We start from the raw sequence: 13535 nt of genomic DNA, 5'->3' as shown, positions 1-13535 counted from the left end.
AGGATGTTTAATGATGAGATGGAGCATGGAAAGAAAAAGGCACAGGTCCCTGAGAGGTTCCAGGAGGTTCTTGAGACGGCTGGGATTGACTTAGAACTGAATATTGCTGAAGCAGAGAGTATGTCTTTTGAAAAGTGGGAGGCAGCAGTTAAAACAGGTGGTAAATGGGACTATAAAAATAGTCTAACTGATTATGATTTTAGTCCAGAGCTGCTTGATGATTTCGGCAACTTTCATTTTGGAGTAGTTGCAGCTGCATATGGTTTTAATCTTGAAGGTAGTATGTTTGGGGCTGGTGCAAACCAAGTTCTCAGACAAGGGGGTGGTACCCCTAGACAACTACACTTAGCAATCCCTATTTTGGCTTATAGTGGCGGAGGATACTTGTTGCCAGACTTTGTATCAAGAACGGCAACCAACTTTGGATTCTCATGGGGTGATAACCCCGGTGATTCAATAAATATAATGAATGGATGGGATTACTATCATGATTCAAGATAAATTAATGAAAGTGATGTTTGCTGTTACTTTAGTAAGTATTTTAGGGTGTGACTCTTCAGGAGAAAATAAACCTCCCTCAAATGACAGTATTAGGAGTTTTTATACACAAAATAAAGTACATATTGAAAGCTTTGTTGAGTTCTGTGCTTTGCAAAAAAGAGTGAGATGGCTTGGAGTGAACGACATCGATTTATCATCCAAATCAGATGCGGATTTAGATGGTTTTTCTGTTGAGAATACTAGGTTAGTGATGAATGATTTGGGGATCGAGTCTATGTTTTGTGCAAGGGATTATAGCAAGGTTAACGCTCCACTTGTTTCTGTAACATTACCATTATATAACTCTGGCTTATCAGTGTCGGGGGTAAGTAAAGGAATAAAGTTCATCGTTGTTGAAAGTGCCCGTGTTAAGGAGCAGATCAATAATGGTGAATTAACCCATCTTGGAGATACTGGTTGGTATATTTACTATAGAGAAAGTTAATATTTAAATTTGGCTGAGCAAATCCTAAATCGAAAATATAAAAGACACCCAATCCAAAGCCCCGGCCCCGCCGGGGCTTTGCTGTTTCTGGTCGTATGTCACCGATTTTTTGGTCGCATCGGTTTGACCAGTGTGGTCGTATCCATCGACCTCGTGGTCCGCAGGGTGTGTGATATACACGCAGCTATATCGGCGATAGTTAGTCTGCTGTTAACGAGGTTGCAATGTGGGTTTTGGGTCGAATTTTGTACAAAAATACTAGCAGGCTGTTTTCTCAGACAAAATAGTTTTCAGCATGGCGCTGAGCTGTTCAACCGGTAATGGGCGGGAAATATAGTAGCCCTGACCGTAATCAATGCCTATCTCTTTGAGTGCATCAAAGATCTCTTTGCTCTCCACATATTCAGCCACAGAGCGCTTATCCAGCGAGTGGCTGATGTCATTCACGGCTTTTACCAGCGCTAGGTCTATGGGGTCGTTGAGCATGTCGCGTACAAACGATCCATCAATCTTAACATGTTGTGCTGGCAGCTGTTTTAAGTAACTGAAGGTGCTGAAACCGGTGCCGAAATCATCGATAGAAAAGTGACATCCCAGTTCGTTGAGTTTGGCTATCATGGCCTGCGTCGCGCTTAGATTATTGATACTGGCCGATTCCGTGATCTCAAAAATAATGGCGCTGGCAGCGACCTGAAATTCCGCCAGACAGGATTGAATATGCGGCAGCAAACGCTCGTCCAGAAATGACTGGGCCGACAGGTTAATAGAGACCTGGTGCAACTCGCGGTGGCAGGCAATAGCGCGAATACATTCGCGGATCACACACTGGTCCATCAGGTAGGTATCATTGAGTAATTCCAGTGCCGGAATAAATTGATTGGGATAAACCAGGTTGTCGTCAACACGCAGTCGCAGCAGGGCTTCGAAATAGGCCACCTGGTTACGTTTAAAGTCCCAGATAGGCTGATAGTGCAGCTCAATATGGTTATTCTGTAGCGCCTGGCGGACATTGTGTCCCCATTCCAGCCCGGTTTGCAGGGTACTGTTCTGGGCATCTTCTTTGCTGTAGCAGTGTACCAGGTTGCGGCCGAGGTTTTTGGCAATATACAGGGCGATGTCGGCCTGTTTCAGGCACTCACTGGGATCGCTGTTCTGGTGAGTGATCTGTGTTAAACCAATGGAGCAGCTGATGGTATAGCTGGCTTCCTCGGAATGAAACTGATGGTGCTCAATGGCACTACAGACACTCTCGGCCAGCATATGGGCATCCAGCAGTGGTGTGTGCTTCAGTAAAATCGCAAACTCATCGCCACCGATGCGGAAGATCAGGTGTTCATCGGCAATGTGTTCACCAAACAGTTGCGCCACTTCTTTCAGTACAATGTCACCCTGCTGGTGACCTTTACTGTCATTGATGATCTTAAAGTGATCCAGGTCGATATAGATCAGCGCATGTTCAAGCTGTGCATCTTGCTTAGCCTGCTCGCACAATAGGTTCAATTGCTGGTCGAAGTAATAGCGGTTATGCAGGCCGGTCAGCGTATCATGTAATGCCAGGTGGCGCAGCTGCAATTCTGCCTGCTTACGCTCATGGATATTGTCTATGGTTGCCGTAATAGTGGCGGTACTGGTGACATTTTTAATCAGCTGAAAGCGGCACTCAACCCAGATAGGGCATTGGTTGCTCTGCATCACTTGCAGCTCGAGCAGCGCCGATTGCTGCTCGCCTTGTTGTACTTTGGTCAGCACCGATGCCAGTTTGTCACGGTGCTCTGCCAGCACGTAGTCGAACATACTGGTATGCAGGCTGGCTTTCAATTTGTGCCCCACCAGTTGCTCCCAGGCGGGGTTTAAAAAGCGGATCACCCCGGCGGTATCCAGTTCCATCACAACGGTATTAAGGTGCAGCAAAATGCGCTGGTGTGCCGAGAATAGGTCTTTGTAGCGTCGTTCACTGCGACTCAGTTGCTCAACTTTTTCGGCAAACTCGGCATAGCTGACCATAAAGTCTTCACGGCGCGCCGCGTGGTCACACACTTTACTCAATAAAGACAGATCATAGGGAGCACGAACAAAGTCGGTCACACCCAGCAACAGCAGCTGTTCGGCATAATCCGCATCGCGGTTATCTATAATGGTTACAATGGCCTGGCTGGGTTTATGTTGCAAAATGTTGGCCACCAGCTCTTTGCCGGCATCGCTGTGTGTTGCCGTCGCATCCAGCAGCACAATGGCAAACTCACTTTGCAAAAACTGCGACAGCGCCCCATTGGTGGTGGTGACGTGTGTGGTGGTAAAGTTCAGGGATAAATGCTGACAGATCTCATCGGCACGGGCCTGGTCCGGCTCAAGCAATAACAGGTTTAAGCGGCTGCTTTTTTCAAGGTGAGTGGATAACACATTCGCCAGCACCTGCGGCAGTACATCCTGACGCTCCAAAGGCAATACGGCGTCTATGCTATAACTGCGTGCTGTGGTTTCGGCAATACGTTCACAATAGGTGGGAGGCGTCAGTACAATCGGGGTATTTTTAGGCGTTTTTAGCAACCCGGAGCGCACCATACGCGAGAATCGCCAGCCATCTATTTTGCCAACATTAAGCCCGGTAATGATCAAATCAACAGCCTGGCGCTTTAATACACCCAGCGCAGTTTGCGTGTCACTGTGCTCAACGATGCGAAACACGTTCAGTGAAGACAAGGTTTTTACGACCAGCTGGCGCTCCTGTTGATCTGCATTCACCAGCAATAATGTGAGTTGCTTTGCCATGGTGTTACTGCCTTAAACCCATGAAATAAGTAAACAAGTTTTTGCCCTTTTTGTCAGTGATCTGTATTGCGCTGTGTACCTTGAAGGATCCCAGAACCGGGAGGTCACTGTGTGGCACCGTTTTAGCTGCGAAATTTCGTACAATAGCGACTAGATTAAAGCTATTTTGGGGCACTGACAAGCGTTACATAGTTTTACCTCAACACTTGATTTAGCGTAGGCGGATCACTAGACTTGGCGCCTATTTGCATTAATTTGAGGTCTTCTATGCGCGTTGCTGACTTTAGTTTTGAACTCCCTGATGAGCTGATCGCTCGCCACCCTAAAAAAGAACGCTCCAGCAGTCGTTTGCTGACACTGGATGGCAACACTGGTGAATTACAGCACAAAGTGTTCAAGGATATTGTCGATTTGATCAATCCGGAAGATCTCATAATTTTCAATAATACCAAAGTGATCCCGGCTCGTATGTTCGGTCAAAAGGCCACCGGCGGTAAGCTGGAAGTGCTGGTTGAGCGGGTACTGGATGAGCACAGCGTATTGGCCCATGTACGCGCCAGTAAATCGCCAAAAGAAGGCGCTGAGATCATACTTGAAGGCAAAGCAAAAGCCACTATGGTGGCCCGTCATGGCGAGCTGTTCGAGCTGAAGTTCCACGGTGATTCATCGGTGTTGTCAATTCTCGATGAAATCGGTCACATGCCGTTACCGCCTTATATCGATCGTCCGGATGAAGAAGAAGACAAAGAGCGCTATCAAACGGTGTATGGCGAAAAGCCAGGCGCCGTAGCTGCGCCGACTGCTGGCCTGCATTTTGATGATGTGCTGATGGCCCAGTTGAAAGACAAAGGCGTTGAAATGGCGTTTGTTACGCTACATGTTGGCGCGGGGACTTTCCAGCCCGTGCGGGTTGAGAATGTCAACGATCACCATATGCATTCTGAGTACATCGAAGTGCCGCAGGAAGTGGTGGATGCGATTGCTGCTGCGCGCCAGCGTGGTGGACGAGTGATCGCAATTGGCACAACGTCAGTCCGTTCGCTGGAGTCGGCAGCCAAAGCGCATCCGGATGAGCTAAAGCCATTTTACGGCGATACAGACATCTTCATTTATCCGGGTTATCAGTTCCAGCTGGTCGATGCCATGGTCACCAATTTCCACCTACCCGAATCAACCCTGATCATGCTGGTCAGTGCCTTTGCCGGTCAGTCGCATATCATGCATGCCTACGAGACGGCGATTGCCGAGCAATATCGTTTCTTTAGTTATGGTGATGCCATGTTCCTGACCCGACAGGATAAGGCGTAAATCATGAAAACCCAGCATTAAGGCTGGGTTTTTCTGTTTTAATCCCTGAATTCTGTGGCCCGGCGCTTTAAAGTGCTATTTTCGCCCCAATATTATTGCCGTTATGGTAGAATCGGGCGGTTTTTAGTATCGCCGGGTCTGGCTCCCGGTTAAGAGTAAGTTGGACTGTTTTTCCGACCAGAGGTAAGTATGAAATTTGAATTAGATTGTACACAGGGCAAGGCGCGTCGTGGCCGCCTGATCTTCGACCGGGGCGTGGTTGAAACACCCGCATTTATGCCAGTAGGTACCTATGGCACCGTAAAAGGCATGACGCCGGACGAGCTGAAAGACACCGGTGCACACATCTGCCTGGGTAACACCTTCCATTTGATGTTACGTCCGGGCACCGAGATCATCAAACAGCATGGTGATCTGCACGATTTTATGAACTGGGATAAACCAATCTTAACCGACTCAGGCGGTTTCCAGGTATTCAGTCTGGGCGCAATGCGTAAGATCAGCGAAGAAGGCGTGCTGTTCCAGTCACCGGTCAATGGTGAGCGGATCATGTTGTCTCCGGAAAAAGCGATGGAAGTACAGCGTGATCTGGGCTCTGACATCGTGATGATCTTCGACGAATGTACGCCTTATCCTGCGACGGAAAAAGAAGCGCGTGATTCAATGGAGCTGTCTTTGCGCTGGGCAAAGCGTTCTAAAGAAGCCCATGGCGATAACCCGTCTGCACTGTTTGGCATTATTCAGGGCGGTATGTACCCTGAGCTGCGCGCCGAATCTCAGGCTGGACTGGAAGACATTGGGTTTGATGGCTATGCCCTAGGCGGCCTGTCAGTGGGTGAGCCTAAAGAAGACATGATCAACATTCTTGATCACTGTGCGTATAAGATGCCGGAGCAAAAACCGCGTTATCTGATGGGCGTGGGCAAGCCGGAAGACTTAGTAGAAGCTGTACGTCGTGGTATCGACATGTTTGACTGTGTGATGCCAACCCGTAACGCGCGAAATGGTCACCTGTTTATTACCGGTGGCGTGATTAAGATCCGCAACGCGGTGCATAAAACGGATACAGGTCCGCTGGACCCAGAGTGTGATTGCCACACTTGTAAAAATTACTCACGTGCTTATTTGCATCATCTGGATAAGTGTAACGAGATTTTAGGTGCGCGTCTTAATACCATCCATAACCTGCGTTATTATCAGCGCCTGATGGAAGGAATGCGTGAGGCTATTGCTGCCGGTACGTTTGATCAGTTTGTGGCCGATTTTTATGCCCGACGTGACAGACCGGTTCCGCCGTTGGCCGACACCGAATAATAGTTTGCAATAAAAATTAAATGAGGAAGAGCTATGAGCTTATTTATGTCTAGCGCGCATGCCAGCACGGCAGCCGCAGCACCAGCCGGTGGCGAGTGGAGCATGTTGATCATGCTGGGTATTTTTGGTCTGGTATTTTATTTCCTGATCTACCGCCCACAAGCAAAACGTGTCAAAGAGCACAAAGATCTGATGGGTGCGCTGACCAAAGGTGATGAAGTGCTCACTCAGGGTGGCCTGGTTGGTAAAATCACTAAGGTTGCAGAAGACAAAGATTTTATCGTGATTGCCCTGAATGATCAGGCCGAAGTTACGGTACAAAAATCAGCGATTTCAGCAGTGTTACCGAAAGGCACAATGAAATCGCTATAAACCAGCAATAAGGATGATCCAGTGTTAAACAAGTATCCAATGTGGAAATATTTACTTGTGCTCGCTGTGTTGGCCGTAGGTATTTTATACGCTACACCTAACCTGTATGGCCGTGATCCGGCCATACAGGTTTCTGGTACTAAAGGTACCAATGCCGATCTCAGTGTGCTCGACCAGGTAAATAAAACACTTAAAGACAACAACCTCACCGTTAAATCAACGGCCCTTGAAGATGGCCAGGTATTGATCCGCTTCACCAACGTTGAAGATCAGCTTAAAGCGCAAGACCTGCTGCGTAATACCCTGAGTGACGATTATATCTCTGCCATTAACATGTCCCCGGCACAGCCTGAGTGGTTAAAGAACTTGGGTGCTAACCCAATGAAACTGGGCCTGGACTTAAGCGGTGGTGTTCACTTCACGATGGAAGTCGACATGGCGACTGCCATGGACAAAGCATTTGAGCAAATGGAGCAGGACTATAAGAGCGATCTAAGAGAAGAAAAACTACGTTATCGTTCTATTCGTCGTGTTGCCAACAGCGATCGTATTCAGGTGGTCATGCGCTCTGATGAAGACCGCGATGCGGCTGAGCGTTTTTTGAAAAATCGTTACCCGGGTAACCTGTTTATCAACGACAGCAGCAATGGTCTGGCATTTTTCTCGACGCTGAGTGAGCCAAAAATCAAAGAGCTGCGTGACTACGCCATCAAGCAAAATGAAACCATCATTCGTAACCGGATTAACCAGCTGGGTGTTGCTGAGCCTAACGTACAACGTCAGGGCGCTGAGCGTATTATCGTTCAGTTACCGGGTGTACAGGACACCGCGCGTGCCAAAGAGATTTTAGGTGCGACGGCAACACTGGAATTCCGTGAAGTAGATCAAAATGCCGATGCCCGTGCCGCGGCACAAGGTCGTGTACCACCGGGTTCAGAAGTGATTATGCACCAGGCCGGTTACCCGGTCGTGGTGAAAAAACGTGTGGTACTGGAAGGCTCGCACATTACAGGTGCACAGTCTGGCCTGGATGAGTATCAGCGTCCAAAAGTGAGCATCAACCTGGACAGCAAAGGTGGTGCGAAAATGAGTGCCTTTACCAAGCGCGCGATTGGTAAGCCTATGGCAACCGTATTCATCGAATACAAGCCGTCGGGTAAAGTCGACAAAAATGGTAAGGCTCTGCCGCCAATTAAAGTGGAAGAAGTGATCAACGTGGCCACCATTCAGGCTCGTCTGAACAGCTCATTCCAGATCACCGGCATTAACACGCCAGCAGAAGCCCATAACCTGAGCCTGTTGTTGCGTGCAGGTGCACTGGTTGCGCCTATTCAGATCGTTGAAGAGCGCACTGTGGGTCCAAGCCTGGGTCAGGAAAACATTCAGGCTGGTATGACAGCCGTTGTGCTGGGCTTTGCCTTCGTACTGGCATTTATGCTGATGTACTACAAAGGCTTTGGTCTGGTTGCCAACCTGGCGCTGGCTGCCAACCTGGTCATGATTGTGGGCGTTATGTCGATGATCCCGGGTGCGACGCTGACCTTGCCGGGTATCGCCGGTATCGTACTGACCGTCGGTATGGCGGTAGATGCTAACGTGCTTATTTTTGAGCGTATTCGTGAAGAGCTGGCAGAAGGACGCAGTCCTCAGCAAGCGGTTCACCATGGCTATGACAGTGCTTTCAGCACTATTTTCGACGCCAACATTACCACGCTGATCGCGGCCGTGATCCTCTTCTCTGTAGGCACAGGTCCGATAGCAGGCTTCGCTGTAACGCTGGCCATTGGTATTTTAACGTCGATGTTTACGGCTATCGTCGGTACCCGTGCGGTGATCAATGCGGTCATCGGTGGCAAGCGTATTAACTCGCTTTCAATCTAGGAGACGGACATGCAGTTATTAAGAATCAAAGACACTATCCGCTTTATGGCGGCGCGCAAAGTGTCGATGGCGTTTTCTGCGCTACTGATCCTGGCATCGATTTTCAGCCTGACATACAAAGGCATGAACATGGGTCTGGATTTCACCGGTGGTACGGCGGTTGAAGTGGGTTTTTCTCAGCCTGCTGATTTACCTAAAGTGCGTAGCACGTTGGCGGACAATGGCTTCCCGGATGCGTCGGTGACGTTATTTGGTTCAAGCCAGGACGTACTGGTACGTCTGGCGCCGCGCGATGACGTGAAAGCCGAGATCCTGGGTAACCAGTTGGTTGACGCACTGAAACAGGTAGACAGCAATGTTGAGATGCGCCGCATCGAGTTTGTTGGCCCGAGTGTGGGTGAGGATCTGAAAGAGCAGGGTGGTCTGGCAATGCTGACCGCACTGCTGTGTATCCTTATCTATGTTGCGTTTCGTTTCGAATGGCGCTTTGCAGTGGGCGCGGTTGCCGCTTTGTTCCACGATGTGATCCTGACTATGGGTCTGTTTTCACTGTTGGGGCTGGAGTTTGACCTGACCATTCTGGCCGCTATCCTGGCCGTGATAGGTTACTCGCTCAACGATACCATTGTAGTATCAGACCGGATCCGTGAAAACTTCCGTAAGGTGCGCATTGACGATACGCTGGAGATCATCGATATCTCACTGACTCAGACGCTAAACCGTACCTTAGTGACGTCAATCACGACCATTTTGGTATTGGTTGCCTTGTTTGTCTGGGGTGGTCAGACTATCCATGGTTTTGCCACAGCGCTGCTGTTCGGTGTATTCATCGGTACTTACTCGTCGGTCTATGTGGCCAGCTCTGTGGCGGTGGCCATGGGCGTGAGTAAAGAAGATTTGATCCCGGTTGAAGTGGAAAAAGAAGGCGCCGATCTGGATGCCATGCCATAATCAACCTGCAATGTAATAGAAAGCCGCGATTGTATCGCGGCTTTTTTGTCACCACAGGAGCACAGCGAATGCGAAAGGAATTAACAGCACTGATCGGCTTGGCGCTACTTGGCTGCTCGGAGCAAGCCGAGCAGGCAAATGCGAGTACAGCAACACCCATCCAGCCGCAGGATACACTGCACCGCTACCGGCTGATCGCCAGCGATCTGCTTACCAATATTCGGATCCAGACATCGGCTGAGGCCATAGCACAACAGGCTGAGGATTTGATGCACGAAGCTGGCCCCGTGTTGGCACACTTTAACCAGACCTATCCCCAATGCGGGGCTTACCTGGATGCCGTGCTTGGTGCAGCCCAAACGCTACCGACGCTGACCTTACAGCAGCTTGAGCAGAACTATCATGAAGCACAAGCATTGCCGACTCTGGCTGATCCCGTGTGTTATCACCCTAAAGAGTTACTGGTCCACCCCGCCAAAGTGGCAGTGATGGCTAAAGCTGGGCTGAGCGATGATGAGGCATATCTGGATGCTGAACTGGATCTGGTCGAATTAATGGCCCATGTTGAGCAAGTCAGGCTGGCATTTACGCGCGCCAAGACAGCGGCTGAGTCATTGGAAGTTGCAAATGATTCAACAACAAATTAGGTACAATCGTCCTTTTGACATATAACTGTCATGTAAAATTGTTAATTTGTTCGATTATCAATCAACTCTCATCTTGGTCATCGAGCAGTGGACTCAACGCAGATCCTTTTGGATGAAATCATCGCAAACCAGGCCGTATACACGGCATTTCAGCCAATTTATGACTTGGCAAAGGAGCAAGTGCTCGGCTTCGAGGCGCTCAGCCGTGGTAAGCGAGGCTCTGCGCTGGAGCAACCAGACAGCCTGTTTGCGGCTGCCAGTCGCTATGACCGGCTGTCCGAGCTGGAATTATTATGCCGCCAAAGAGCGATCACGCAATTTGTAGCGCAACAACTCCCCGGTAAGCTGTTTCTAAATGTCAGTCCAAAAGCATTGCTGGATCCACGTCATCCCAAAGGCGAAACCTTACATCTGGTTGAACAGGCCGGGCTGGCAGCCAGCCGCATCGTGATTGAGGTGACTGAGCAGGATAAAGTGGATGATGGCTTTTTACTGTTAAAAACCATTGCCCATTACCGCCAGCTGGGGTTCACTATTGCCATTGACGACTTAGGTGCGGGCTATTCGGGACTAAAACAGTGGTCTGAGTTATGCCCTGATTTTGTTAAGGTGGACCGCTACTTTATTGACTATTGCGACCAGAGCATCGTCAAACGAGAGTTTCTGAAATCTATCATTGAGCTGGCAAAAGCAACCAACACCGCGGTCATTGCAGAAGGGATCGAGCGTATGGAAGAGCTCGCTTTGCTGGAGCAGCTGGGGATTGTGAATGCGCAGGGGTATCTGCTGGCCAAACCCAGTGAACACCCTAACTGCGAGATGATTAATCTGGCCCAGCATCGCCATACTGACAATAAAGACAACCCGTTTGAGCAGTCCATTGCGATTGGCTGGCTGGCCAAGGATGTCGCTGCGATCCACACCTGTACACAATGTCTCGATGCACATCGGCATTTTGAGCGGGATAAACGGCTGATGAGCTTGACGGTTGTGAATGACGCCAGAGAACCGGTAGGTTTACTGCATCGTGATCAGCTCACCGAAGTCTTCGCAGCCCCTTATGGCCACGCGTTATTCGATAAAAAGCCTGTGACTGAGCTGATGGATAAGCAACCTTTGATTGTAGATGAGCAGGAGCAGCTCGACAGTGTCAGCCAGCTGATCACTGAACATGAGTTTGATATCCGGCGGCACATTATTATTACCCGGGAAGGGCGCTATCTGGGCCTGGCACCGCTGCGGGATATTCTCAAACATATTACCGACGAAAAAATTCGTCATGCGCAACATGCCAACCCGCTGACCATGTTACCGGGTAATGTGGCTATCAATGAAGCAATTGAACAGCGCCTGCGTGCCATGCACAGCTTTTCGCTGGCCTATATCGACCTCAATCATTTCAAGCAGTTTAACGACCTGTACGGGTACGCCAGTGGTGACAGCGTGATTAAGCTGCTGGCCGAAGTCACTGTGGCTGTGTGCAAGCACAGCCATTGTTTTGTGGGCCACATCGGCGGCGATGATTTTATGGTGGTGTTTGACAATGACGATGCTGAGACTTTGTGTCATGAGATAATCCAACGGTTTGAAGCCCAGTCTAAAGCATTTTTCACCCCGGAGCATGTCGCCGCCGGCGGTTACTGGGCCAGTAACCGGGAAGGACAGAAACAATTTGTGCCTTTACTGACGTTATCGATCGGTTTGGTCTCTCCGGACGCAGAATCCTGTAGTAACAGTCATCAGGTTGCCGCATTGGCAACGGATGCCAAGAAAGAGGCCAAACGATACCGCAATAGTTATCTGTTTGTCTGCAACCGCCGTAAACCCAGCGCACCCGTAGTACGCCTGGATGCAGTCAGCAGCGTATAAATACCAATTTCGCTTGAGTATTGTTGCAGTTCAGTACGCTAAGGTGTAGTTTGAAAGTCAGCAACGTCAGTGCCTGGGATGCCAAATTGCAGCACTGACCATTCAATGTGGGCTAGGTGGTGTATGGTAAAACGGGTTATTTATCTGATGCTAATACTGCTTGGTGTGGTGGCCGAAGCAAAACCAAGCATCTATGTTGCCAAGGAAATGCGTCCCCTCTATGACCGCGATTTATTCCTTTATGAACTGCTCGACTTATCCCTCAAAGCGGCGAACTATCCGGTTGATATCCAGCACGTTAAGGTACACCCCCATCAACAACGCACCCTGCTGGCGCTGAGTAAAGGCGAAGTCGACTTACACTGGAGTATGTCGAGTCCGGCGCGAGAAAAGCTGGCGATTGCGGTTAAATTCCCCCTGTTTGACGGTCTGATCGGCAAGCGCGCTTTGCTGGTCCATCGCGCACAGCTGGCTCGTTTTGAAGCTGTGAAGGATAAAGCGGCACTGGCCAAGCTGGTTGCTGTACAAGGGCATGACTGGCCCGATACAAAAATACTGGCAGCCAATGGCTTAAAGGTCAGGCCGATTGTGAATTATCAGGCGATGTTTGACTTGATCCTGGCGCAAAAAGCGGACTATTTTCCCCGCTCGGTGATCGAGGTAGATTCAGAGCTGGCGGCGCAGTCGGCCACGGATTTGGTCAAACTCCCCGGTATTTATTTGTCGTACCCGGCACATTTCTACTTTTTTGTGAACAAGCAACAACCACAGCTGGCAGAAAAGCTGGCACTGGGATTATCGCGTCTAAAAGAAAGTGGTGAGTATCAGCAGCTACTGGCACGTTACTTTGAACTTTCTTTTTTGAGCACTGCACGGCCGATATATCTCGACAACCCGTTCTTCCACACAGACTGATTATACAGGTTTGTCTTTGCAATTTAACTGCGCTTTTTGATTGAAGGTACTTTTAATTCATAGGCTTCTTTGTATGAGATCACGGTCAGTGCGACCAAAATGGCACAGAGGGTCGAAAATATCAGGTAGCCTGTAATTTCAAAGGCATAGAAGAAGAAGGTGATATCGTAGCCTTTGGCATTGCGAAAATAGTTTTCTATTAAAGCGAAAAAGCTGATGGCCGCGCCTATCAGGTAAAGCCAGGGCATCATGCTGTCTGCAAAGGTGGCACGGATCTGGTGCTTGGGAAACAGCCATTTGGTGATTTCAACGCGATAGGTGAGCAACACTAAGATCAATAGCTCCCTGGCCATGGAGAGGCCGAATATCACACTGTTTTGCAGCAGGCGGTTTTCTTCATCGGAATACAGGCTGATCAGCCCGGTGGAAAACAACAGGTTTTCTATCAGAATGGACGATAAGTTCATCATTGCAAGCACGCAAATATTGATGTCCTTAATCCTTAATCCTATCAGGAACACCAG

At 49.3% G+C, this 13535-nt stretch carries 12 protein-coding genes; 10 read left to right on the top strand and 2 right to left on the bottom strand.

The annotated features are described in order from the left end of the window. A partial coding sequence (locus TW77_RS07280) for a polymorphic toxin type 44 domain-containing protein (protein ID WP_156158621.1) occupies positions 1-501 on the top strand: 501 nt, incomplete at its 5' end. Continuing rightward, a complete protein-coding gene (locus TW77_RS07275) occupies positions 488-985 on the top strand; it encodes a hypothetical protein (RefSeq protein WP_046004312.1) in 498 nt (165 codons plus the stop codon). The genes TW77_RS07280 and TW77_RS07275, both read left to right, overlap by 14 nt. A gap of 258 nt (positions 986-1243) precedes the next feature. On the opposite strand, the gene TW77_RS07270 is transcribed toward TW77_RS07275, so the two are convergent. After that, complete coding sequence (locus tag TW77_RS07270) at positions 1244-3754, bottom strand: GGDEF/EAL domain-containing response regulator (RefSeq protein WP_046004311.1); 2511 nt, start codon at positions 3752-3754, stop codon at positions 1244-1246. A gap of 267 nt (positions 3755-4021) precedes the next feature. Between TW77_RS07270 and queA the strand changes: the two genes are divergently transcribed. The 8 genes from queA to TW77_RS07230 all read left to right on the top strand — a co-directional run bounded on the left by queA (position 4022) and on the right by TW77_RS07230 (position 13011). Further along, entirely contained in the window at positions 4022-5062 is a 1041-nt protein-coding gene (gene queA, locus TW77_RS07265; protein WP_046004310.1) for a tRNA preQ1(34) S-adenosylmethionine ribosyltransferase-isomerase QueA, read from the top strand. A 189-nt stretch (positions 5063-5251) separates the two neighbouring features. After that, positions 5252-6376 (top strand): tRNA guanosine(34) transglycosylase Tgt, encoded by a 1125-nt coding sequence (gene tgt / locus TW77_RS07260; protein ID WP_010383277.1) that lies wholly within the window; start codon positions 5252-5254, stop codon positions 6374-6376. Between the two features lie 33 nt (positions 6377-6409). After that, a complete protein-coding gene (yajC, locus tag TW77_RS07255; RefSeq protein ID WP_046004309.1) occupies positions 6410-6748 on the top strand; it encodes a preprotein translocase subunit YajC in 339 nt (112 codons plus the stop codon). 21 nt (positions 6749-6769) lie between these two features. Further along, positions 6770-8629, top strand: a complete 1860-nt coding sequence (gene secD / locus TW77_RS07250) for a protein translocase subunit SecD (RefSeq protein WP_046004308.1) — start codon at positions 6770-6772, stop codon at positions 8627-8629. 9 nt (positions 8630-8638) lie between these two features. Beyond that, positions 8639-9580 carry a protein translocase subunit SecF gene (secF, locus tag TW77_RS07245; RefSeq protein WP_046004307.1) on the top strand — a complete coding sequence of 314 codons (942 nt, stop codon included), beginning with the start codon at positions 8639-8641 and terminating at the stop codon, positions 9578-9580. Between the two features lie 68 nt (positions 9581-9648). Continuing rightward, positions 9649-10227, top strand: coding sequence for a hypothetical protein (locus tag TW77_RS07240; protein WP_052713092.1), 579 nt, complete (start codon positions 9649-9651; stop codon positions 10225-10227). Positions 10228-10314: 87 nt separating this feature from the next. Continuing rightward, the gene (locus tag TW77_RS07235) at positions 10315-12096 is read left to right on the top strand and encodes a bifunctional diguanylate cyclase/phosphodiesterase (RefSeq protein WP_046004306.1); all 1782 of its coding nucleotides are present in this window, start codon (positions 10315-10317) and stop codon (positions 12094-12096) included. A gap of 123 nt (positions 12097-12219) precedes the next feature. Next, positions 12220-13011 carry a substrate-binding periplasmic protein gene (locus tag TW77_RS07230; protein WP_052713091.1) on the top strand — a complete coding sequence of 264 codons (792 nt, stop codon included), beginning with the start codon at positions 12220-12222 and terminating at the stop codon, positions 13009-13011. Positions 13012-13034: 23 nt separating this feature from the next. On the opposite strand, the gene TW77_RS07225 is transcribed toward TW77_RS07230, so the two are convergent. Beyond that, a complete protein-coding gene (locus TW77_RS07225) occupies positions 13035-13481 on the bottom strand; it encodes a hypothetical protein (RefSeq protein ID WP_240479469.1) in 447 nt (148 codons plus the stop codon). Positions 13482-13535: the final 54 nt, after the last annotated feature.

The organism is Pseudoalteromonas rubra (genome assembly GCF_000967655.1).
Lineage (GTDB): Bacteria > Pseudomonadota > Gammaproteobacteria > Enterobacterales > Alteromonadaceae > Pseudoalteromonas > Pseudoalteromonas rubra_A.
This window is presented reverse-complemented; position numbering and strand designations above follow the sequence as displayed.

Bases quoted from the DNA above. Each gene is read 5' to 3' on its own strand.
- TW77_RS07240 (WP_052713092.1), top strand. From the start codon at position 9,649: ATGCGAAAGGAATTAACAGCACTGATCGGCTTGGCGCTACTTGGCTGC.
- TW77_RS07230 (WP_052713091.1), top strand. From the start codon at position 12,220: ATGGTAAAACGGGTTATTTATCTGATGCTAATACTGCTTGGTGTGGTG.
- yajC (WP_046004309.1), top strand. From the start codon at position 6,410: ATGAGCTTATTTATGTCTAGCGCGCATGCCAGCACGGCAGCCGCAGCA.
- secF (WP_046004307.1), top strand. From the start codon at position 8,639: ATGCAGTTATTAAGAATCAAAGACACTATCCGCTTTATGGCGGCGCGC.
- TW77_RS07225 (WP_240479469.1), bottom strand. From the start codon at position 13,481: ATGATGAACTTATCGTCCATTCTGATAGAAAACCTGTTGTTTTCCACC.
- queA (WP_046004310.1), top strand. From the start codon at position 4,022: ATGCGCGTTGCTGACTTTAGTTTTGAACTCCCTGATGAGCTGATCGCT.
- TW77_RS07275 (WP_046004312.1), top strand. From the start codon at position 488: ATGATTCAAGATAAATTAATGAAAGTGATGTTTGCTGTTACTTTAGTA.
- tgt (WP_010383277.1), top strand. From the start codon at position 5,252: ATGAAATTTGAATTAGATTGTACACAGGGCAAGGCGCGTCGTGGCCGC.
- TW77_RS07270 (WP_046004311.1), bottom strand. From the start codon at position 3,754: ATGGCAAAGCAACTCACATTATTGCTGGTGAATGCAGATCAACAGGAG.